The organism is Olivibacter sp. SDN3 (assembly GCF_014334135.1).
GTDB lineage: Bacteria > Bacteroidota > Bacteroidia > Sphingobacteriales > Sphingobacteriaceae > Olivibacter.
Genome location: NZ_CP060497.1, coordinates 1,508,930 through 1,531,211, shown reverse-complemented (window position 1 = coordinate 1,531,211; position 22,282 = coordinate 1,508,930). Strand labels below are relative to the sequence as shown.

Genomic DNA, 22,282 nt, shown 5'->3' with positions numbered 1-22,282 from the left:
TTATTTTACAAGCTCCTGGAGCAGCAGGATCGCCTCGTCTACGTGCTGAATTTTATCAAAGCCAATACGTAGCGTTCCTTTCACCTCTTTCAGGTTGCAGATCGTAGGATTCTGCTGTACAAATTGCAACACTTTCCCAAATTGCTCGCTTTCAAAGTAGTGCGACTGCTTATTACTAACAAAATACCCCCGTAATACTTTCTTTTTATATGAAATCTTTTCAAAGCCGATTTCCTTTCCATACCACTGTAGCCGGAGCGTATTCATGAGCTCCTTTACAGATATAGGTACTGGTCCGAATCGGTCTACCAACTCTTGTTCGAACTTAGCAATTTCTTGTTCTGTTTTAAGCTCTGCAAGCTGATTGTAAAGATTATATCTTTCGCCCACATTGGTCACATAATGATCAGGAATATAAACTTCCAAATCGGTGTCTACTTGCGTAAACGTCACATAAGTTCTAGGTTTCTCCTCATTAAACAGTCCTTCAAATTCATCCTCTTTCAGCTCTTGTATTGCCTCATCTAGAATTTTATGGTACATCTCAAAACCTATTTCAGCAATGAAGCCACTTTGTTCTGCCCCCAACAGGTTTCCACTACCACGGATATCCAGGTCGCGCATGGCAACGTTAAATCCACTGCCCAAATCGCTAAATTCTTCTATGGCACTCAATCGTTTTCTTGCCTCCGCAGTCAGTGTAGACAGGGGAGGACTCAACAAATAACAAAAGGCCTTTTTGTTTGATCGTCCTACTCGTCCACGCATTTGATGTAAATCACTCAGACCAAACATATGCGCATGGTTTATAACAATTGTGTTTGCATTGGGAATGTCCAACCCGGCCTCAATGATTGTGGTAGCTATAAGCACATCAAACTCATGGTTGATAAACTTGAGCATCACATTTTCCAGAGCATCGCCCTCGAGCTGCCCGTGGGCTATCCCACAACGTGCCTGAGGCACTAACCTTGATATTATCCCCCCCAACTGTTTAAGGTCCTGCACCCGATTATGAATAAAGAAAACTTGTCCTCCTCGATTAATCTCATGCGAAACAGCCTCTTCTATGAGTTTTTCATTAAAAACATGGAGCTCTGTCTGAACGGGCTGCCGATTAGGGGGAGGAGTGCTTATTATACTCAAATCACGCGCACCCATTAAGGAAAAATGAAGCGTTCTTGGGATGGGAGTAGCTGTTAGCGTGAGCGTATCAACGTTTACCCGCAACTGTTTCAGTTTCTCTTTAACGCCTACACCAAATTTTTGCTCTTCATCAATGATCAATAGCCCCAAATCTTTAAATTTCACATCTTTACTTACCAGCCTATGAGTACCTATTATAATATCAATCTCGCCATTAGCTGTGCGTTCCAATGTTTCTTTTATCTGTTTTGCCGTTTTGAACCTATTGATATAATCGATATTGCAGGGGAATCCTCTTAATCTTTCAGAAAATGTTCGGAAGTGTTGTGATGCCAATATAGTAGTTGGAACCAAAACGGCTACTTGCTTACTATCCGCCACAGCTTTAAACGCCGCTCTTACTGCTACCTCTGTTTTTCCAAAACCAACATCTCCACAAACCAATCTATCCATTGGGTGCTGAGCCTCCATATCACGTTTCACATCTGCTGTTGCCTTCTCCTGGTCCGGCGTATCTTCATAAATGAACGAAGCTTCCAGCTCTGTTTGAAGATAGGTGTCTGGTCCGAATGCATTACCTGTTTGCGCTTTGCGCTGGGCATAAAGTTTAATAAGGTCCCGGGCTATATCTTTAACCTTCTTTTTTGTTGTCCGTTTTAATTTCTCCCATGTATCTGTGCCTAACTTATTCATTTTAGGAAGTGTTCCTTCCTTTCCTGCATATTTACTAATTCGGTTTAGGGAATTTATATTGACGTACAATAGGTCATTATCCGCATATACCAGCCGAATCATCTCTTGCTTTTTACCATTTACTTCCACCTTTTCCAGACCTGCATATTTACCAATGCCATGATCAATATGTGTGATATAATCACCAGGCTTCAACTCTCTAAGGTCTTTTAATGTGATTGCCTGCGAACGGGCATAACCTTTTTTATGCTTATATTTGTAGTATCTGTCAAAAATCTGGTGGTCGGTATAACAAGCAAGCTTAAGCTCGCTATCGCTAAACCCCTCTCGCAAAGCAATATTTATGGGCGTAAATTTTACAGTTTTATCCAGATCATCTAAAATGGCAAAAAGTCTTTCTACTTGCTTGGGCGAATCACTAAAAATGTAATTATTGAGTTTTTCCTGATCATTCCCCTTAATATTATGAATCAGCAGATTGAAGTCTTTGTTGAACGAGGGTTGGGGCCGTTGATCAAAATTGAATGTTTCTTTTGCTTCGTAAAAATATTGCTTGCCAAATTCTACTATAGGAAAATCCTGGAAAATATTGGCGATCATTTTCCCATCGCTAAAATTGAATTTGGGATCTATCCAGTCCGGGTTGTATTCCTTATCTGTTTCAGACAAGGCTATCCAAAGTTCGTTTGCTTTATTATAACCCGCTGTTATCACATCGAGAGAAAATTGCACATCCTTTATCCATATAACCGAGTCTTTATCAATATATTCTAAGAGGGAAATGTTATTCTCAGTTAAAAATTTAGATTGTACATTAGGAACAATAGTCACCGTATGTATTTTTGATACCGATAGCTGATTTTCTGTATCGAAGGTCCGTATACTTTCCACCATGTCTCCAAAAAACTCTATCCGATATGGCAGGTCATTTGAAAAGGAGAAAATATCTACAATCCCGCCTCTTACCGCAAACTGTCCGGGCTCAAACACAAAGTCAACTCGTTCAAAATCATACTCAATGAGAAACTCGTTGATGAATTCTATATCAAGCTTATTGTTCAGAGAAATCTCCAGTGTGTTTTTAGAGAGCTCAGTTCTATTGATTACCTTCTCTGCCAAAGCCTCAGGATATGTTACAACCATTTTAGGGAGCTCCGACACATGATTAAGAGCATTAAGTGTTTCTGCCCGTTGTAAAACATGAGCACTATCCGCTTGTGTAAAATCAAAAGGCTTTCGATAGGATGACGGAAAAAATAAAATTTGCTGATCTAGGAGTCCTTCCAAATCACTCAAAAAGAACGCAGCCTCTTCATAATCAGGTAGTATAAAAATGAATGGCCGCTCTTGTATTTTATAACTTGATACGGCAACCATAGCATCAGCAGAACCTATTATTCCCCGAAGATGGATTCTGTTATTTTTATTATTCAGTGCCTTTGTTAAAGAGGTAATATTTTTGCTCTCTTTATACCGCTCTAAAATCTGTTGAATAGTCACTATACTTTTTTTTACTTCTTTACAAAGAGTTCCAACTCCTTTTTATATTACTCATTCGGAACCCTTTAAATGTTCGATGTTTTTAACACTCAGCCGAGAAGAGATCGCCGAAGCTACTCCCGACACCAAAACAACAGTTGAAAAAACCAATAAAAAATCTGTCCATCGTATGGCAACGGGATAAACATCCGTTACAAGATTGTCTGAGCCCATATGTATAAAACCAAAGTGCTGTTGGAGTAAGCAAAAAGCTCCACCCAATGCTAAACCTATAACGCAACCCATCAAAGAAATAAACATTCCTTCAAGAAAAAAAATTTGCTTAATCAGCTTTTTGGTTGCTCCTAAACTGTTTAATACGGCTACATCCTTTTGCTTATCTATTACGAGCATCGTTAACGACCCAACGATATTAAACGCTGCTATAACTAGAACAAAAGCCAAAATAAAGAAAACACCCCATTTCTCCGTATTCAGTAGTTTATATAGTTCGGGGTTTTGCTGCGCTCTGTTTTTTATTACAAACTTTGGTCCAAGCTCCTTTTCTAGATTACGTTGCACGCGGCTAATATTAGCCTCTGGCTTAATTGTCAATTCAATTGCCGAGACACCCTCATATGTAGTAAGCACATCTCTTGCAAAATCTATTGGTACAATTATTAAATCATCTAATTGTTGCTGAGATCGCATAATTCCCGTGGGCGAAATATTCCGAACAACGAACTCTTCCGCAGGGTTTATCGCATTAGTAACACCTTTTTTTGGAGAAAAAACCTCTATTTCTGCCATTATATTCTCTAAACTAACACCCAAGTTTGCAAAAATAGCGGCACCTATAATAGCATAGTTTAAACTATCGTCTTTCAGAAAAAAGGAGCCATCCCACAGTAAACTGTCCATACTTTTCGACATTGCATAATCTTCATCCACGCCTTTAAGGTTTGCAATATACTGATAGTTCCCATACTTCAACAAAACCTTTTCCTGCAAAATATTACTGTAGTTTTCAATACGGGGGTCTGTTTTAATGATTTGATACATTTTTGCATCTGCATGGAAAACCTTTCCTTCAGCAGGTTCAATACGCAACTCTGAGGTGAATGAACTATACATACTCAGCACCAGATTCTCTAACCCATTAAAAACAGACAGGATCACAATAAGGGCCGCACTTGCAACTAATACGCCAATCAAACTTATTCCGGAAATAATATTGATCGCATTGATTGATTTTTTTGAAAACAGGTACCTTTTGGCAATAAATGTAGCGGTGTTCATGTTAAGCTAATTTAGCCTCTGATAAATGGGTTGTTCGCTTTCTCTAATCCGATGGTAGTTTCGGGTCCATGGCCCGGATAAATGATCGTATCTTCCGGCAATACATATAACTTTTCCTTGATGTTTTTCAAAAGCAATGCATGATTACCTCCAGGTAAGTCTGTTCTCCCGATACTTCCCTTAAAAAGCACATCTCCTCCTATAAGTATCCCACTTTCTTTATTGTAGAAGCATAAATGAGCTGGAGAATGCCCCGGGGCAAAGATAAGCTCTAGTAGGTGCTCTCCAAAACTTATTGTTCCACTTTCCGACAAAAACTGTTCTGGAATTGGCGATTGTTCATACCGCAACCCAAACATAGGGGCCCGAACCTGTACGTCTGACAAAACGCCAACTTCCCCTTCATGAAACAAGGGCATTAACCCGTAATGTTCGTAAATAAACTTATTGCCCAACACGTGGTCTACATGGCAATGCGTGTTCAACAATATTTCTGGTTTAAGCTTGTGCTGACTTATAAATGCGGCAACAGCTTCTTCTTCCTGAACGGTGTACATTCCAGGGTCTATTATAGCGCATGCTCCATTTTGATCGTATAGTAAATACGTGTTCTCAGCAAAAGGGTTGTTCTCAAACCGCTTAACATTTATCATAGAAACAAACTTAGATAAAATTGAATTCATGTGCAATTCCTAACACACATTGCCCTAAACACCTTTTCAAAAACCTATAAGCCAATCACTTCCATTCCGTTGATTCGATCATGACATGCAAGTCGTCTTTTAAGAATTTTAAAACAGGCTGTATAGAATCAAGCCTAGGTTTTTCATTAAAATATAGCGCTCCGCGAAGATAGTTTTCCGAGCTATCTGTTAAAAAAAACTGCATGGCAGAGGCCGTGTTTCCTTCTATTGTATAAAAAACCCCATGCACCTTCTTGTCGGGATATGAAATTAATGCTTCATCAATTGCCGTTGCTTTGACGGTATGTTTAAATGCAAAAGTGCGGGCATCTTCTGTCAGCTCATTAAAAACCTCATTAGAGCGAACAGGATAATAGCTTAAATGAAGCCGAGCATTAAATGCAGGAAAAGCTACATCCATCCAGCAAGGCTTCGCCTGCGCCGACGTATCGGGTTCAATTAATGCATATGTAGGATAATTAAAGCTAAAATTACAAGCAGACTTATACTGTTTATACCCCTTTTCAGGGAACTGGATTCTAAAGTAGCCTCTAGGTTTTGGTGTATAGTCACCCTCACAAGCTGTCACAGTAGCTACTAGAAAGAAGACAAGGCTTTTTACTCCTAAATGGCTACGATTTAACATCTGCTCGTTTTGTAATTAACTAGGCTATCAGGAGTTCCAGATATCCCAATTTTTTTCAGCTTGTAAATGCAACATTTCCATACCATTTTTTACTTGTGCGCCTTTGGCCTTACCTTCCTTTAGAAAAGCTGTCTCTTCTGGGTTATACACTAAATCGTACAACAGATGTTTTTCTCCAATAAACTCGTACGGAATTAATGGTTTTTCGTCAATCTGCGGAAATGTTCCCAGCGGCGTGGTGTTTATGATCAATAGATGATCCTCTATAATTGTTCGATTAAGTTGATCGTAAGAAAACTGCTTAGCGTTTGCCCTTCTCGAAACCACAGCATAATCAATTCCTAATCTTTTAAGTACGTAAAAAACGGCTCTTGCCGCCCCTCCATTTCCTAAAACCAGCGCCTTAGTATGCTGCTTTTTTAGCAGTGGCTTTAACGACTCCTCAAAACCATAAACATCGGTATTAAACCCTTCCAATTGGACACTCTTCATACACATTTCGCCGCTGAAAAAAGACTCAACCGGATTTGATTTCACTATTTTAATACAGTTTACCGCATCGATTTCTTTTGCCTCGGGAGAGATTTTATCCAAATAAAACATCACACCTATTTTATGAGGGATGGTAACATTAAGTCCACAAAGTTCCGGCTGTTTTTTTAATAATTCTGGAAGGTCACTGATATTTGGCAAAGGCAGCAATTCGTACTGGTGATCTATTAGCGATTCCTTTTCAAATTTCTCATTAAAGTATTTCTTTGAAAAAGAATGTTTAAGCGGATATCCAATCAATCCAAATTTCTTCATTACTTTTCTATAATAACTGACAATAACGCCTCTAGCTACATTATTGTCAAGATTTTCAACAACAAATAAGAAATCACAATGTTTTAGGCTTCGACACGCATCTATAGAGAAATAAAATGATCGAACGTATCCCCCCTAAGCCCCAATCTTATTGTTTCCAAGGGAATTACCTCTTGTGGTGCAATATTACCAAGATTAACATTACTTCCAATAAGCTTTATAAACCAGACCTGCTGCGCTTTAATTGGAGCCTCCCAAATGATAGATTCTTGCGCAACCTGTGTTAAGATTTCATCGATAAGCCCCTGTCGCACTTCCCCTGTTTCCCTATATATACCAACATTACCACTTTCACGAGCTTCGGCAATAACTTTCCATGACCCTGCTGATAACTCAGCTTTGATCAATTCTATCCACCGATACGGAGCAATAATCTTCTTGTCGTCTTTAGATCCCACCTCTGAAATAACCGTAACCTGCTTACTTAAAATTTCAATGTATTTACATTTCTCTTCATGAGGCAACTCTATGGAGCCATCAGATATTTCTGCATACTCCATTTTAAATTTATCCAAAACCCTTCTATAGGCATCAAATTGCTTTCTTACCAAAAATGCTTCAAATAAGGTTCCTCCGAAATAAAAGGGTAAATTCGCATCTCGGTATATCTGCAGCTTCTCTTCAAGCTTTGGAGTTACAACGGATGTTGCCCAACCTAATTTAACGATGTCTGTATATGGAGCTGCGACTTCGATAAAGTCTTGAGCTTGCCTAGTGCTCATACCTTTATCCATCACCATCGTTATACCATTATTCCGAGGCTTGAGCGTCCGTATCGGGATATTGTTTAACTCAAAGTTCATAGGACTGCAAAGGTGAAAAAAAAATTCAACACTGTTATAAATTAGTGTTGATAAATTGTAATGTTACCGTGCAAATTTGTTGATAATCTCTAAAATCACCTTATTGTCTTGTAACTGGGGCAAATATTCAAATAAGATATGGTACTTTTCGGGATCGGCCGTTAATGCTAACTCTAAATAGTTCAAGGCTTCTGTATATTTACCGGCAGCAAACATATACGCAACCATACGATAATATAATTCAGGAGCATCCGGATTTGTTTTTATCGCTTCTGATATCGTTTCGATGGCTTCGGAAAGTTTCTCCTGCTCATATAGGATAGAAGAATAATCCAACCATGCTTCAATATCCAGCGGATTAAGTTCAACTACGCGCTCGTAGGCCGCTTCTGCTTCATGTATTTGCTTTAATTTATAACGGGCATCAGCTATGGCAAACCAATAGTCTGGATTCTGGTCATCTATATCGAGTGCTTTCTTATAAAAGTGTAACGACTCAAAATATCGCTCTTCATAATCCAAAGTTACACCTATACCAAACCACCCATCACCCAGTTTCGCATCCAACTTAACCGCTTTTTTATAGTATGACCTAGCTTCGTCCATTTGTTCTAGCTTTTCATAACATTCGCCTATGGCACAATATGTTTCTGCACTTGGCGGCTCATATTCAAATGTTTGCTTATAAACTTCTATGGCGTCAGCGTACCTGTCAAGGTTAACCAGTGCGTTTCCTTTATTAAAATAGGCAGAAGCGAAGTTTTCTTTAATCAATATCGCATAGTCATATGCATCTATTGCTTTCTCGTACAGGCTAAGTTTATGATAGGCATTCCCTAAATTATACCAAGCAGCATAAGAGTAAGGCTCATTATCAATATATTGTATATAAAAACCGATACTCTCTTCCTGCCTATCCAATACGTCATAACAAAACGCCAATTCATAAAGCGCTTCCTGGTTTTCCATATTAAATTCCAAGCATTTTTTTAGGTATCTAACCGCCTGCTCATAATCACCTTTATTCTGAAACAACATTGCCATCTGCAAGTAAATTTCGTCCGGATTCTCTGCCAGAGAAAGTGCCCTCTCCAAGTTTGCTATGGCTTCCTCATACCGGTCTATACTACCTAAAATACCTCCTCTGATCAAAAAGATATCCGGTTCAGATGCTTCTAACAATTCCGCTTTATCCAAGGCTCGCAATGCTAGATCCAACTGATTGGTTAAAGAAAAAAGTTGTGCTTGTTTGATAAAGAAAACTGCTGCGAAAGGGTGTTGACTAACGGCGTAATCTACCACTTGAAGCGCCTTTATAGGATCATTCTTCTCCATGTAATAATCGATAATCCCCTCAAACGCCTGCGCGTCGAAAAAATATTGATCTTCGTTACGAATCATTTCCTCGTAACGCTCAACCGAAAATTTAGGATCTTCGGAAAAACCAAAATCAAAGTCGTCTTCCATCGCAATTAAATATTAGAACTTTAGTTACTGTTTCATGCCCTTACATCTAAAGATCTTCCGGCATTATCTGCAATGAACTAAGATTGATCACAATCAATATGGCTAAACTATGGTTAAGTTAATCACCTCGCTTAGCAAATCCACTTGCTGATGAAATTATGGCTTCAAATTACTTTTAAAAGTATTATTTCACCAATTTAGTTTTCCACAAAAAGACAAAAAACACCACAAACACCTGTTTATAAGGCGCTTAAAAAAAATCAGATGTTAAGTTCCTCTATGTTTTTATTTCTCACCAGCAGTAGCCCATTGGAGATTTCTCTACTTTCTTAAAACCTCTATCTACAAAGATACGGTTTTTTCTACACAAACGTTGCTTGATTCCCCTAAGTACAGCTATGCGTTACCCAGTGCCTACGGAGGCACTATTTAGCACATTTTTCTTGCCTTTTCGAACGCCAGACAAACAATTATTTTTTGTTTTTATTTCGTACAATAATATTTACGTTTGTATTTTAACTGAAAACAAAAGCAAAAACCAACTATAATTATGGAAAGCATTAACATTTCTTCTGTATTAGACCGATTTAAGCTAACTGTGAGCTCAACAAAAGAAAATACTACTATTGATAGCTATTCACCTGTTGACGACAATTTCATAGGATCTGTCCCTGTTACTATTGAAGAAGAATATAACGCGGTGATAGAAAACTCTGCTGCTGCCTTTAACGAATGGAAGCAATTACCTTCGCCTAAACGAGGAGAAATTGTTCGTCAAATTGGAGATGCTTTGCGTATACATAAAAAAGATTTAGCGACATTGGTTTCCTATGAAATGGGGAAAAGTCTTCAGGAAGGCTATGGCGAGGTGCAGGAGATGATTGATATTTGTGATTTCGCTGTTGGCCTAAGTCGGCAACTTTATGGACTTACGACCCAATCAGAGCGCCCGCAACATAGGATGTACGAGCAGTGGCTCCCTTTGGGCATTGTTGGCATTATATCTGCCTTTAACTTTCCCGTTGCCGTTTGGAGCTGGAATGCAGCAATTGCCTGGGTTTGCGGTAATGTATGCGTATGGAAACCTTCAGAAAAGACTCCTATTACAGCATTGGCCTGTCAGAAGTTAGCTTCTGAAATATTCGTAAAAAACGGCATTAACCCTGCTGTTTCCAGCTTGGTACAGGGCGATGCAGCACTGGGAAAACTAATGGCTGCCGATGTGCGTATCCCCCTTATATCGGCTACCGGTTCCACGAAAATGGGGAAATCAGTTGCCCAAACCGTGGCCGCTAGACTAGGGAAAACCATTTTAGAGCTTGGTGGAAACAATGCGATCATTATTACTGAAAATGCGGATATAGAAACAGCTCTACTTGCCAGTGTGTTCGGCGCGGTAGGTACTGCCGGCCAGCGTTGTACCACTACACGTAGACTTATCATCCACGAAAACATTTACGAAAGTTTTAAACAGCGACTAGTAAATGCATATGAACAGATTCGAGTCGGCAACCCTTTAGATGAACGTAATCACGTTGGTCCACTAATAGACAAAGATGCTGTAGCAATGTATCTAGACACTATTGATAAATGTAAAACTCAGGGCGGAAAGTTCATTGTTGAAGGAGGTATTCTAGAAGGCCAGCCTTTTTTATCTCCTTATTATGTAAAACCCTGTATCGCTGAGGTTGATTCCTCTTTTAAAGTTGTTCAAACGGAAACTTTTGCTCCAATTCTCTACATCATGAAGTATCGTACCCTTCAGGAAGCCATCGCTATCCAAAACGATGTACCGCAAGGCTTGTCGTCATCAATAATGACCTTAAACCTACGTGAGGCTGAGCTTTTTTTATCCATTAATGGCTCAGACTGTGGCATAGCCAACGTGAATATTGGTACTTCAGGAGCAGAAATAGGAGGCGCTTTTGGAGGCGAAAAAGAAACCGGAGGTGGTCGAGAATCCGGTTCAGATGCTTGGAAAGCATATATGAGGCGACAAACCAACACCATTAATTACTCTGAAAAACTTCCTTTGGCTCAAGGGATAAAGTTTGATTTATCATAATCATTTTTGCCCGCAGTTGTCTTTCTAACTGAATGTAGTGCGTTTTTATTTAGCTTTATATTATCGAACTATTATCCGGAACACACATGATTATATATAATCCAAAAGACTGGCTTGGGTCTACGCTTTCCTTACATCGCTCTGAAACCCTTCGAAAGCTATATCCGTTCTTAATTGCAATGGCAGTGTATTCTTGGGCAGTTGCCTATGTAGAAATAGAGTATCTTAAGCTCTCTTCACAAAGTTGGTTACGAAATATTCCAGTAATGCATAGCCTATTAGGCTTTGCGCTTTCTATACTATTGGTTTTCCGAACAAACACAGCCTACGACCGATGGTGGGAGGGGCGTAAACTCTGGGGGCTACTAACAAACAATAGTAGAAACCTGGCTATACGGGTTGACAGCATTTTACCAACCGGAGATCGGGTGAATCGTAATTTTTATCGAAAAAGCATCGCGCTCTTTGCCACAACTTTAAAAGAGCACTTACAGTCCAACCAAACACGCTTTATGTTAGACGAAAAAGACCATCCAGAATTCAAAACTTTAGATGAGAACAAGCATGGTCCCAATCAGGTGTCTTCCATGATCTTTAAAAGAACGAACAGACTCTATAAGGAGGGGTTGATCAGCGGCGACCAACTAATTATTCTCAATCAGGAGCTCCTATCTTTTGCCGATATTTGCGGGGCTTGTGAACGAATAAAAAATACACCAATACCTTTTACCTATACTTCATTTATTAAGAAATTCATTTCCATATACGTATTAACGCTTCCCTACGGATTCGTGTTCTCTTTAGGTTATTTTGTCATTCCGGCTGTTGTTGTTACCTTTTATGTCTTAACATCCCTTGAGCTTATAGCAGAAGAAATTGAAGACCCTTTTGGCTCAGATTTAAACGATTTGCCCCTGGGAAAGATCGCAGAGAATATACGTAAACATATAAATGAAATACTAAACTAAGTCATCCAACGAGTAGCTTATATCCTTTACCATGTACATTAACGATCTCAACTTTTGGGTCTTCTTTTAGATACTTACGCAACTTACTTAGAAATACATCCATGCTTCGCCCGTTAAAATAATTATCGTCGTGCCATATCTTTATAAGCGCTTCCTCTCTTGTTAACACATCATTTTTTTTCAAACACAACATCCTTAATAATTCCGCTTCTTTTGTAGAAAGCTTTTGCTGCGTCCCCTGCCGTGTAATTGTTTGCGCTGTATAGTCAAAATGATAATCTCCAAGTGAAAAATCAACCGGTAACTCCTCCTCATTGATTTTGTCTTGAGACGAGCTGCGCTTCAACAGTGCATTTATTCTCAATAGCAACTCTTCTACTCTAAATGGCTTCGTTATATAATCGTCTCCTCCCAGATTAAACGCTTCAGTTTTATCTTCCATCATACCTTTTGCTGTTGCAAAAATAATAGGGATCTCTTGATTCATCTTCCGAATCTCCTTTCCCAATGAAAAGCCATCCTTCTTTGGCATCATGACGTCAAGTATACAGAGATCGAAGGTTTCCTTTCCGAATGCACGTAATGCGTCCTCTCCATCTTGACAAAGCTTCACCTCAAATTTGCCTTTCAATTCAAGATAATCCTTTAGTATTTCACCTAAATTCGGGTCATCCTCTGCTAATAAAATTTTCCGCATATTTTTGGGAGTTGTTTTTAATTTATCGTGGGTAGCGTTAACTCAAATTCTGTCCCCTTGTTCTTTTCGCTTTTTACTTTCACAGTGCCCTTCATTCTTTTGATAATGTCTTGAACATAACTTAAACCTAAGCCAAAACCTTTAACGTCATGTAAGTTTCCGGTAGAGACTCTATAAAACTGATCAAATATTTTTGAAAGCTGATCTCTGCTCATCCCTATTCCTTTATCAGTTATATTGATATGTATATTATTTCCAACGTTACGGGTTTTTATAGTGATGTCCGGGGCATCTTTGCTATACTTGATCGCATTGTCAATTAAATTAAACAAAACGTTTGATAAATGCAACTCATCCCCCACCACGTTGCCGTTCGAGGCATTAATGTGAAGTTCCACCTTAGCTTCCCGTTTTTTAAGCTGCAAATCCATGCTATCTATTACCGCCGCTACCAAGTCGTTCATATTTACTTCCTGCTGCTCCATCTTTAAACTACCTTTATCAATCCTGGCTATGTTCAATACCCGTTCGATGTGGTTGCCCAACCGTACATTTTCGTCGTAAATTATATTAGCCAAGCGATCAACCCTTTTCGAATCGGTAGTAATCTCCGGATCCTTTAACGATTCACTGGCAATCATGATAGTAGCCACAGGAGTTTTAAACTCATGTGTCATGTTATTGATAAAATCAGTTTTCATCTCTGAAATCTTCTTTTGTCTCAATATGATAAATATAGTATAAGCAAAACAGCCAATCAAGACCAAGAGTAAGGCCGCAGATGAACCCAACATCACACCCATATTGCCATATAGCAATGATTTTTTATTGGGGAAATTAATAGAAAGTTTACCAGACGAACGGATCATACTATTCGGAAAGAGTAATGTCGAATAAGAGTTCTTTTTGTCGATATCTCCGTTGAAAGAAGCCAGCTGAAACAATACAGAATCTTCTTGCCCTTCAGTAATCATCATATTAAATGGCAAGTTTATGTCTCGATTATTCAGTTCCTCTTTCAGTTGTCTTTTTATATACGCCGGATTTATTCTCTTTTTTAATGGCTGCTTGGCAAGTTCAAAATCATTGGCCAAATTTTCAATCACTGAAGCCCCTGGAGCAGAGCTTTCAGTCAAAAAGGAATCAAAAAACAGACTTGCCTGTCGAATTTTTTCCTGCTCCTCATATTTTTTTATTTGTTCATCTAATGCTCGGTCTCTCGGTGGTGGTAAGACTACCACATCCCATCCCCACATGTAATCATCAAAAATCACATAGCGTACACTGTCATCTTTTGCCCCCTTAGGATTCGCAACAGGCTTATCCACGTATACCTCCAAGCTGTTTCGTTGATATATTCCCTCGGATTGCTGTTGGAAAGAAACTTTCACAAGCTTTTTTAGCTTCGGGTCTTTCATGTAAGTTTCGTAAAAACTGTTGGAGATAAAGGTTGCACTCGGGAATTGCCTTTTTAGCTCCGATTCCAATTCCCTGAACTCTGTATCTATGTGGCGTTGCTTTTTTCTCATACGATCAAGAAAAGCCTTTGCCTGCCACTGAGCTTCTAATTGCTGTTGTTGTTGCTCCCGGATTTTTTTATTTTTTATGTTCTTAGCTTCCTCTGCTTCGATAAAATCAATCGCCTCTTTCTTCTCCGCTTTTAAAACAACCGTATTGAGTGCAGCACGCACCGCTTCATCAAATATTTGGGCTTTTAAGTGGTAAGATTGCCGTATAAAATAATACTGCATTGCAATTACTCCTAGTAATGCAAAAAGCATCAAACCAATTATTAACCCAATACTTCTACGCTTCATATTAAACAAAAATACGCAAGAAGCTGCTTATCAACACTCTTTTAACAAATTTTAACAAAAACCACTTTAAAAAAGTTTAAATTCCACAAAGCCGGGGCTGCTTCATCTGCAGCGTTGCGTAAGGAGGGGGAGGAGTAATTAAGTCTCGAGATCTACCTAAGCAGAAGCGGTCTTTTCAATACGTTTTTACTGCTGCTTAAGTAGATCTCTCGATATACTAAAAGGGGAGGTCATCATCATCTGGCGCAGAAGAGATATCAACAGGAGGGGCCACAGGTGGGGTCACTCCAGTATCCGAAGCAGCCTTCGTTACTCGCCAAGCCACCAACGAATTAAAATAGGTAGTTACACCCTCTTTATTTGTCCAAGGTCGTCCCCTTAAATTAAAAGAAACCTCTACATCCTCGCCTGGAGCAAGATTATCAAAAATATTAACTCTATCTTGCGTTGCCTCAAATCTAATATACTCAACAAATTGCGGGTTTTCAGCATATTGTACTATTAGATCTCGTTTTTTAAAAGAATCTGTAACTTGCTGTACCGCACCAACTTCGTGTACCTTGCCTTTAATTTCCATAATAATAAAAAGATATAAATTGTAAATTTAAGACTTTTTGGCGACAATTATGAGTAACTTCGCCTCTAATAACTATGCAAGTTTTCAACACTCCACAAAAAGTAATCATCACCTGCAATAAAAGGCTCGCTCCTTATTTGCAAGAGGAAGTAAAAACCCTGGGTTTCTCGATAAAAAGAACCTTTGCCACAGGAATTGAACTACTCGCCACGATAAATGACTGTATTACCTTAAACCTGAACCTTTGTTGCGCAAGCCAGATTCTATATGCTATCAAAAGTTTCCAGGCAAGAAATGCTGATGATTTATACCAGGCGATCAACGAAATAGCCTGGGAAGAGCTAATCGACTTTAACGGCTATTTTTCAGTAAACTCCAATGTAAACAACGAAACAATCAGCACACCGTTGTTCGCTAACTTAAAGGTGAAGGACGCTATTGTTGATCGTATAAAAGAAAAGAAAGGCATAAGGCCAAATTCTGGCCCCGACTTAAACAAAGTAGTTGTACATCTATATTGGCAAGAAGAGGAGGCCAATATCTACATCGATACTTCGGGAGAAACCTTGGCCAAGCATGGTTACAGAAAGCACCCCGGAAAGGCACCTATGCTGGAAGCGCTTGCCTCAGGTGTTATTCTTTCTACCGAGTGGGACCGGAAGTCAACCTTTGTAAATCCAATGTGTGGATCAGGCACACTTGCCATAGAAGCCGCATTACTGGCGACAAACCGTAAACCCGGGCTTTATAGAATGAACTATTCATTCATGCACCTTTTAGGGTACGACGAACAGATTTTCTTTAAAGAACGAAGAAAACTCAAAGACCAAGTGATTAAGACTCCCAATGTAAAAATCATTGCTTCAGACATCTCTGCTGAAGCCGTAAAAATAGCTGAAGCAAATGCAAAAACTGCAGGAGTAGACCAACTTATCCATTTTCAAACATGCGATTTCGCCGAAACCGAAACACCTGAACCCCCCGGAGTAGTTATAGTTAATCCTGAATATGGCGAACGCCTTGGTATTCACACGAAACTCGAAGCGACCTATAAACGAATTGGCGACTTCCTGAAACAGAACTGTAAAGGTTATCATGGTTTTGTCTTCACCGGAAATCCGGATTTAGCTAAAAAAATTGGATTAAGAGCTTACAAAAAAATAGAATTTTACAACGGTAAGCTGGATTGTAGGCTGCTTTGCTATGAACTATACGACGGCTCTAGGCGAAAATAACAGCTTTATTCTATGGAAGTAGAAACGTTAGAACAAACCATTTCATTTGTTAGAGAAAAATTAAACAATGCCGAAGCAGGGCATGATTGGTTTCATGTGGAACGTGTGTGGAAAAATGCGAAACTGATTCTTGAAAGAGAAATTGCAGATAGGGAAGTCGTCGAGTTAACGGCACTGTTGCATGATATAGCCGACAGCAAATTTCATGATGGAGATGAAGAAATAGGTCCCAGAATTGCTTCAGATTTTTTGCTTTCTATTGGGGTTTCCGCTGAAAAAGTGACGCATATACAAAAAATAATAAAAAATATGTCGTTCAAAGCCAGCTTGGGCAAAGTCTCTTTCCATTCAAAAGAAATGGAAATTGTTCAAGACGCCGATAGGTTAGATGCTATAGGGGCAATCGGCATAGCCCGTGCATTTCATTTTGGAGGTTATAAAAACAATCCCTTGTTTGATCCTCAAGTTATACCTCGCTTAAACCAAACGAAAGAAGAATATAAAAAAAATACCGGAACTACTATTAACCATTTTTATGAAAAATTACTCCTGCTAAAAGACAAAATGAATACCATCACAGCCAAAGCCATTGCTGAAAAAAGGCATAGTTACATGGAGGGTTTTCTTTCCCAATTTTATGAAGAATGGGACGGCCACAAATAAAAAAGCTCTCTAATTTTTTGTTTTAGAGAACTTTTGTTTTTCTAACCTAAAAAATAGGCAAATTAAACTCTTTTGGACTTTATACGTGCGGCTTTTCCAGTCAATCCACGTAGATAATATAATTTAGCTCTACGAACCTTACCATATGTATCAACAACTATTTTTTCAATATTAGGGGAGTTAACAGGGAAAATACGTTCTACACCTATACCGTTAGACATCTTACGAACAGTAAAAGTCTCGTTAGAACCTACACCATTTCTTTGAATAACAGCACCTTTATATACCTGAACACGTTCTTTATTTCCTTCGCGAATTTTATAGTGAACGCTAACAGTATCACCAGCTTTAAATGCGGGAACTTCATTTTTCGCTACCGCCTGCTCTTCTACAAATTTTACTAAATCCATGATTTTAAGTAATTAACAACGATTTTTAACCCGTAAAAATCGGACTGCAATATTAGTTATTTTATTTTAAAATTAAAAGCCTATTTTTTCTTTTTTGAGCGATACAAGAATCTATCTGAATTTTCCTCATATATTAAATAGGCACGCGCTACAAAAAATAATACAAATCTATTATAATCAATACCTTACGCTGATCATTCATCATCTAAAAGATCAGGTCTCCTTTCTCTCGTACGTTTTAAAGCCTGATCATATCGCCAATTATCAATTGCCTTTTGATTTCCGCTTAGCAGCACTTCTGGCACCTTATGTCCGCGCCACTCTGCAGGCCTTGTATACACTGGGGCATCCAACAATTCCCCTTGAAATGAGTCTGACAGGGCAGACGTCTCATCAGATAGTACACCAGGAATTAACCGCACAACCGTATCGACTAGAACCGCAGCAGGAAGCTCTCCTCCAGACAAGACATAATCGCCAATTGATATCTCTCTGGTTACAAACAAATCCCTCAATCTTTGATCAACTCCCTTATAATGGCCACAAAGAATAATAATGTTTCCTTTCAAAGCCAAGTGATTAGCCAATGACTGGTTTAATCTTACACCATCGGGGCTCATAAAGATTACCTCATCATAATTACGTTCTGCTTGTAATTTTTCAATACACAGGGCAAAAGGAGCTACCTGCATAACCATTCCACTGCCTCCTCCATACGGATAATCATCTACGCTTTTATGTTTATTATTCGCATAGTCTCGTAAGTTGTGCACGTGAATATCCACCAGATTCTTTTGCTGCGCCCGCAGCAAAATAGAATGAGCGAAAGGGCTCGTCAACAATCCGGGCAAAACAGTAATGATATCGATACGCATCATGAAATTTTATCTTTTCGAACGTCAACCGCCACTATAAAGTTCTACCAAACCGTGAGGCAAGTCAACCTTTAAAGTTCCACCTTCTCTGTCAATTTCCAGTATTAGGTCGTCATTCAGAGGAAACATCAGCTCTTTAAACCTGTATTGCACTACGGCTACATCTTGTTGCGGGTAAGAATGGATATCGATAATCTCACCCAATTCACCATAAACACGATCATAAACCATAAACCCCTTAAGGTCAGTAATAAAAAATTCGTCAGGGTTGCGAACCGGCTTCTTTTCATTAGGCAAATACACCGCTTTTCGCAGCAATGGCAACGCCTTATCAATATGATCTACATCCTCCAAGTAAAAATATCCCGTACTATTCGGCTGAAGCTTATATGAATCAACAAAAAATGGAACTAGTTTTTTTCCGAACTCAATAAAAAGAATATCAAAGTCCAAGTCGTTATATTCCTCAAATTCAAAATATAACTGCACTTCCCCTTTAAGTCCTCTCGACTTACTGATATATCCGATGTAAAAACAGTCGTTAATGGTCATTAGAATACATGTTCAGGAAAACCGATCGACTTATTAGCTGTAATTAAAAAATGCCATTCCGAAGTACTGCCTTCGGAATGGCATTATTATCTTTTCTAACAAAGATAAAAACTACTCAGCGCTCGCCGTCTCGTCGTTATCAGTAGCCGCTTCCGTTTCTTCAGCTACGTCTGTGTCTGTCGTTGCTGGCTCTTCTTCCACTGGAGCATTCTTTGCAGCGATGGCTGCAGCTCGCTCTTCTTTCTTCTTCGCTTCTGCAGCAATAGCAGCTTTGTCTATTTCAGCCTGTGCTTTTGATAAGCCTTCTCGTTTACCCTCGATTTTTGCGTCTTTTCCTTTCAACCATTCTTCGAAGCGTGCTTCTGCTGTAGCCTCATCAAAAGCCCCTTTTTTTACTCCTCCCTGTAAATGCTTTTTATAAAGCACCCCTTTATAAGAAAGGATTGCACGAGCCGTATCCGTTGGCTGCGCACCTTTGTTCATCCAGTCTAAAGCTTTATCAAAATTCAAGTCAATAGTCGCTGGGTTGGTGTTTGGATTGTATGACCCCAAGCGCTCAATAAATTTTCCATCGCGAGGTGCACGTGAATCTGCCACCACTACATGGTAAAAAGGTTTTCCTTTTTTACCAAATCTTTGCAATCTGATTTTAGTTGCCATTTGTGATAATTTATGTATTCAACATATTTCCCGGAGCTTTATACTGCGGGGCTGCAAAGATACATATTTATACTTAAAAAATAAATCCAAATAAAAATATAATTCTAGGCGTACCTGAGTAAAACGTAAATCCATAACCCTATGATAACGAAGGCTAGTACTTTTCCAAAGCTCTTTTTAAATTTTAAAGGCATGGACTTATAATACCAGGCAAATATGGCAACAAAAAAAATTAATAAGTACGGTAAAAACTTTCTCATCTTGTGATCTCCAAACCTACTACATTTTCCCTGGATCTCCTGCTTGTTCGTGGAAGTTTCTAATGGAAAACAACAATTTATCGGGAGAAAATCAATTTTATGATCGAAAAATACTATATTAGAATATCAAACAGTTTCCTTAAGTTAAAAAATCAACATTTATTCAAACCTAGATACCCATTTTTGGTTTAATAACTGTTTTAATAATTGAATAGAAGAACAAAACGATCGTGAGTAAAACAATAATAGTTTCAAATCGTCTACCGGTAAAAATAACCGAAGAAAATAATAGTTTTTCTTTTAGGCCCAGTGAGGGAGGTTTAGCAACAGGGCTTGGGTCCATTTACAAAGACGGAGATAATATCTGGCTGGGGTGGCCTGGTTTAGAAGTAGACAACGAAGAACGACAACAAGAGATCTGTAAACACCTAGAGAAACTGAACCTCATTCCTGTTTTCTTGAGTGAAGATGAAATCAAACGCTATTATGAAGGCTTTAGTAACGAGCTTTTATGGCCTATCTTTCATTATCTTTCTACCTATGCAAATTTCGATTATCAAAATTGGCTCTCTTATGTTCAGGTGAATCAAAAGTTTGCAGATGTTATCTTAGCGCACCTGGAACCAGGCGATACGGTGTGGGTACACGACTATCAACTGCTACTTGTTCCAGGTTTAGTCCGCTTAAAACAGCCCGACGTATCCATTGCTTTCTTTAATCACATCCCTTTTCCTTCGCAGGAGCTATTCAGGCTCATACCATGGCGTAAAGAGCTATTAATGGGTATGCTGGGTGCTGATTTACTAGGATTTCATACCTTTGATGATGTTCGTCATTTCATAAGCGCTGCCACACATCTATTGCCCGTCCATGCAGATGCTAACCGTTTAAGGGTAGAAAACAGAATTGTTTTAGCAGAGCCTTTCCCAATGGGAATGGATAGTGATAAATTCTCCCAGTTAGGTTCCGATCCAACTGTAGTAGATCACATACAAAGTTTTAAACAAAGCTTCGAACATAAAAAAGTTATTCTCTCAATTGATCGATTAGATTATAGTAAAGGTATTATACAGCGTCTCAATGCCTTTGAACTTTTGTTAGAGAAAAACCCGGAGTATATTGAGAAAATTATTCTTTATATGATTGTGGTCCCTTCCAGAGATACCGTCCCACAATATAAAAGGCTTAAAGATGAGATTGATCGGTTAGTTGGCCATATAAATGCCCGGTTCAGAACCTTCGAATGGCATCCTATAGCTTATTTTTATCATGGCTACCCAATAGAAATAATTTCCGCACTTTACAATGTGGCGGACGTATGCTTGGTTACCCCAATGCGCGATGGAATGAACCTTGTTAGTAAGGAATACGTTGCCAGTAGAAACGACAATACCGGCGTACTCATTTTGAGTGAAATGGCAGGAGCATCTAAAGAGCTGAATGACGCCATACTTGTAAACCCCAATAACATCAGTGAAGTGCGGAAAGCCTTGGTTTATGCGCTCAACATGCCAAAAGCCGAAATGGAAGAGCGAATGAAGGCCATGCGTGATGTGGTCTTCAAATTTAATATAAAACACTGGGTTAAAATTTTCATCAATCGTCTTCGTGACGTGAAAAGAATGCAGCAGAACTCGATGGCTAATCTAGTAAAATCCTCTATACAACAAGCTATAAGGGAAAAATATGCTGCCGCAGGCAACCGACTGCTCCTTTTCGATTACGATGGAACTCTTGTAGGTTTTAAAAAGGAAATAGATGAAGCTTCTCCTGATCCGGGTTTATATAATTTGCTCGATCAATTCGTTGCGGATGAAAAGAATACCCTTGTTATTATCAGCGGACGAAAACACACTACCTTGGAAAAATGGTTTGGTAATAAAAACTATGATCTCATTGCCGAGCATGGTGCTTGGCGTAAGCTACCACATGGAAGTTGGGAACAACTACCTGGTTTATCAACAAATTGGAAAAATGAAGTCTGTAAGCTTATGGAAGACTATACGGACAAAACACCGGGATCTTCTATAGAAGAAAAAAGCTATTCTTTAGCTTGGCACTACCGTAAGGTTCAAAAAGGATTAGGAGACTTAAGGGCAAATGAACTAATGGATAACCTGCAGTACCACCTAAACACACATGGTTTAAAAATGCTTGATGGAGATAAAGTAGTAGAAGTGAAAAATGCAGATGTAAATAAAGGCCGGGCTACGCTAAACTTATTGCACGACAAGGATTACGATTTTATCCTATCAATTGGCGATGACAGAACAGATGAAGATACCTTTAAAGCTTTACCAGAATTTGCAATAACAATCAAAGTAGGAAGCAATCTCTCCGCAGCGAAGTATTACTTAGAAAACCAACAAGAGGTGCGCGATCTTCTCCATTCCTTGATAGCATCAGCTTAAAGCATCACT

The 22,282-nt window shown here is 39.0% G+C and carries 19 protein-coding genes; 5 read left to right on the top strand and 14 right to left on the bottom strand.

Annotated features, from left to right (window positions below; translation table 11 throughout):
- The 7 genes from mfd to H8S90_RS06085 all read right to left on the bottom strand — a co-directional run bounded on the left by mfd (position 1) and on the right by H8S90_RS06085 (position 9,083).
- Positions 1-3,339, bottom strand: a complete 3,339-nt coding sequence (mfd, locus tag H8S90_RS06115) for a transcription-repair coupling factor (RefSeq protein ID WP_187341691.1) — start codon at positions 3,337-3,339, stop codon at positions 1-3.
- 51 nt (positions 3,340-3,390) lie between these two features.
- Entirely contained in the window at positions 3,391-4,617 is a 1,227-nt protein-coding gene (locus H8S90_RS06110) for an FtsX-like permease family protein (protein WP_187341690.1), read from the bottom strand.
- Positions 4,618-4,628: 11 nt separating this feature from the next.
- Positions 4,629-5,270: an MBL fold metallo-hydrolase gene (locus tag H8S90_RS06105; RefSeq protein WP_187341689.1), complete on the bottom strand. Its 642-nt coding sequence runs from the start codon at positions 5,268-5,270 to the stop codon at positions 4,629-4,631.
- Positions 5,271-5,355: 85 nt separating this feature from the next.
- Positions 5,356-5,946 carry a gliding motility lipoprotein GldD gene (locus tag H8S90_RS06100; RefSeq protein WP_187341688.1) on the bottom strand — a complete coding sequence of 197 codons (591 nt, stop codon included), beginning with the start codon at positions 5,944-5,946 and terminating at the stop codon, positions 5,356-5,358.
- A gap of 27 nt (positions 5,947-5,973) precedes the next feature.
- Entirely contained in the window at positions 5,974-6,753 is a 780-nt protein-coding gene (locus H8S90_RS06095; protein WP_187341687.1) for a shikimate dehydrogenase, read from the bottom strand.
- Positions 6,754-6,854: 101 nt separating this feature from the next.
- Positions 6,855-7,616: a phosphosulfolactate synthase gene (locus H8S90_RS06090; protein ID WP_187341686.1), complete on the bottom strand. Its 762-nt coding sequence runs from the start codon at positions 7,614-7,616 to the stop codon at positions 6,855-6,857.
- 63 nt (positions 7,617-7,679) lie between these two features.
- Positions 7,680-9,083 carry a tetratricopeptide repeat protein gene (locus H8S90_RS06085; RefSeq protein WP_187341685.1) on the bottom strand — a complete coding sequence of 468 codons (1,404 nt, stop codon included), beginning with the start codon at positions 9,081-9,083 and terminating at the stop codon, positions 7,680-7,682.
- A gap of 550 nt (positions 9,084-9,633) precedes the next feature.
- On the opposite strand from H8S90_RS06085, the gene H8S90_RS06080 reads away from it, so the two are divergent.
- Positions 9,634-11,148, top strand: coding sequence for an aldehyde dehydrogenase family protein (locus tag H8S90_RS06080; protein ID WP_187341684.1), 1,515 nt, complete (start codon positions 9,634-9,636; stop codon positions 11,146-11,148).
- Between the two features lie 86 nt (positions 11,149-11,234).
- Positions 11,235-12,116: a bestrophin family protein gene (locus H8S90_RS06075; protein ID WP_187341683.1), complete on the top strand. Its 882-nt coding sequence runs from the start codon at positions 11,235-11,237 to the stop codon at positions 12,114-12,116.
- A 1-nt stretch (position 12,117) separates the two neighbouring features.
- On the opposite strand, the gene H8S90_RS06070 is transcribed toward H8S90_RS06075, so the two are convergent.
- From H8S90_RS06070 to H8S90_RS06060, 3 genes are all read right to left on the bottom strand, one after another.
- Positions 12,118-12,813: a response regulator transcription factor gene (locus H8S90_RS06070; RefSeq protein WP_187341682.1), complete on the bottom strand. Its 696-nt coding sequence runs from the start codon at positions 12,811-12,813 to the stop codon at positions 12,118-12,120.
- Between the two features lie 17 nt (positions 12,814-12,830).
- Positions 12,831-14,630: a sensor histidine kinase KdpD gene (locus tag H8S90_RS06065; RefSeq protein ID WP_187341681.1), complete on the bottom strand. Its 1,800-nt coding sequence runs from the start codon at positions 14,628-14,630 to the stop codon at positions 12,831-12,833.
- 217 nt (positions 14,631-14,847) lie between these two features.
- On the bottom strand, positions 14,848-15,207 hold the full coding sequence (locus H8S90_RS06060; protein WP_187341680.1) for a DUF3127 domain-containing protein: 360 nt from the start codon (positions 15,205-15,207) through the stop codon (positions 14,848-14,850).
- A gap of 74 nt (positions 15,208-15,281) precedes the next feature.
- Between H8S90_RS06060 and H8S90_RS06055 the strand changes: the two genes are divergently transcribed.
- Positions 15,282-16,442: a class I SAM-dependent RNA methyltransferase gene (locus H8S90_RS06055; protein WP_187341679.1), complete on the top strand. Its 1,161-nt coding sequence runs from the start codon at positions 15,282-15,284 to the stop codon at positions 16,440-16,442.
- Between the two features lie 12 nt (positions 16,443-16,454).
- On the top strand, positions 16,455-17,105 hold the full coding sequence (locus H8S90_RS06050) for an HD domain-containing protein (RefSeq protein ID WP_187341678.1): 651 nt from the start codon (positions 16,455-16,457) through the stop codon (positions 17,103-17,105).
- A 62-nt stretch (positions 17,106-17,167) separates the two neighbouring features.
- On the opposite strand, the gene rplS is transcribed toward H8S90_RS06050, so the two are convergent.
- The 4 genes from rplS to H8S90_RS06030 all read right to left on the bottom strand — a co-directional run bounded on the left by rplS (position 17,168) and on the right by H8S90_RS06030 (position 19,602).
- Complete coding sequence (rplS, locus tag H8S90_RS06045) at positions 17,168-17,515, bottom strand: 50S ribosomal protein L19 (RefSeq protein WP_187341677.1); 348 nt, start codon at positions 17,513-17,515, stop codon at positions 17,168-17,170.
- A gap of 194 nt (positions 17,516-17,709) precedes the next feature.
- Positions 17,710-18,390 (bottom strand): tRNA (guanosine(37)-N1)-methyltransferase TrmD, encoded by a 681-nt coding sequence (trmD, locus tag H8S90_RS06040; protein ID WP_187342939.1) that lies wholly within the window; start codon positions 18,388-18,390, stop codon positions 17,710-17,712.
- Positions 18,391-18,414: 24 nt separating this feature from the next.
- A complete protein-coding gene (gene rimM / locus H8S90_RS06035; protein WP_187341676.1) occupies positions 18,415-18,942 on the bottom strand; it encodes a ribosome maturation factor RimM in 528 nt (175 codons plus the stop codon).
- Positions 18,943-19,053: 111 nt separating this feature from the next.
- Entirely contained in the window at positions 19,054-19,602 is a 549-nt protein-coding gene (locus H8S90_RS06030) for a 30S ribosomal protein S16 (RefSeq protein ID WP_187341675.1), read from the bottom strand.
- Between the two features lie 490 nt (positions 19,603-20,092).
- Between H8S90_RS06030 and H8S90_RS06025 the strand changes: the two genes are divergently transcribed.
- On the top strand, positions 20,093-22,273 hold the full coding sequence (locus H8S90_RS06025; RefSeq protein WP_187341674.1) for a bifunctional alpha,alpha-trehalose-phosphate synthase (UDP-forming)/trehalose-phosphatase: 2,181 nt from the start codon (positions 20,093-20,095) through the stop codon (positions 22,271-22,273).
- The last annotated feature ends 9 nt before the right edge of the window (positions 22,274-22,282 follow it).

Bases quoted from the DNA above. Each gene is read 5' to 3' on its own strand.
- H8S90_RS06110 (WP_187341690.1), bottom strand. From the start codon at position 4,617: ATGAACACCGCTACATTTATTGCCAAAAGGTACCTGTTTTCAAAAAAA.
- H8S90_RS06105 (WP_187341689.1), bottom strand. From the start codon at position 5,270: ATGATAAATGTTAAGCGGTTTGAGAACAACCCTTTTGCTGAGAACACG.
- H8S90_RS06100 (WP_187341688.1), bottom strand. From the start codon at position 5,946: ATGTTAAATCGTAGCCATTTAGGAGTAAAAAGCCTTGTCTTCTTTCTA.
- H8S90_RS06095 (WP_187341687.1), bottom strand. From the start codon at position 6,753: ATGAAGAAATTTGGATTGATTGGATATCCGCTTAAACATTCTTTTTCA.
- H8S90_RS06090 (WP_187341686.1), bottom strand. From the start codon at position 7,616: ATGAACTTTGAGTTAAACAATATCCCGATACGGACGCTCAAGCCTCGG.
- H8S90_RS06085 (WP_187341685.1), bottom strand. From the start codon at position 9,083: ATGGAAGACGACTTTGATTTTGGTTTTTCCGAAGATCCTAAATTTTCG.
- H8S90_RS06080 (WP_187341684.1), top strand. From the start codon at position 9,634: ATGGAAAGCATTAACATTTCTTCTGTATTAGACCGATTTAAGCTAACT.
- H8S90_RS06075 (WP_187341683.1), top strand. From the start codon at position 11,235: ATGATTATATATAATCCAAAAGACTGGCTTGGGTCTACGCTTTCCTTA.
- H8S90_RS06070 (WP_187341682.1), bottom strand. From the start codon at position 12,813: ATGCGGAAAATTTTATTAGCAGAGGATGACCCGAATTTAGGTGAAATA.
- H8S90_RS06065 (WP_187341681.1), bottom strand. From the start codon at position 14,630: ATGAAGCGTAGAAGTATTGGGTTAATAATTGGTTTGATGCTTTTTGCA.
- H8S90_RS06060 (WP_187341680.1), bottom strand. From the start codon at position 15,207: ATGGAAATTAAAGGCAAGGTACACGAAGTTGGTGCGGTACAGCAAGTT.
- H8S90_RS06055 (WP_187341679.1), top strand. From the start codon at position 15,282: ATGCAAGTTTTCAACACTCCACAAAAAGTAATCATCACCTGCAATAAA.
- H8S90_RS06050 (WP_187341678.1), top strand. From the start codon at position 16,455: ATGGAAGTAGAAACGTTAGAACAAACCATTTCATTTGTTAGAGAAAAA.
- rplS (WP_187341677.1), bottom strand. From the start codon at position 17,515: ATGGATTTAGTAAAATTTGTAGAAGAGCAGGCGGTAGCGAAAAATGAA.
- trmD (WP_187342939.1), bottom strand. From the start codon at position 18,390: ATGCGTATCGATATCATTACTGTTTTGCCCGGATTGTTGACGAGCCCT.
- rimM (WP_187341676.1), bottom strand. From the start codon at position 18,942: ATGACCATTAACGACTGTTTTTACATCGGATATATCAGTAAGTCGAGA.
- H8S90_RS06030 (WP_187341675.1), bottom strand. From the start codon at position 19,602: ATGGCAACTAAAATCAGATTGCAAAGATTTGGTAAAAAAGGAAAACCT.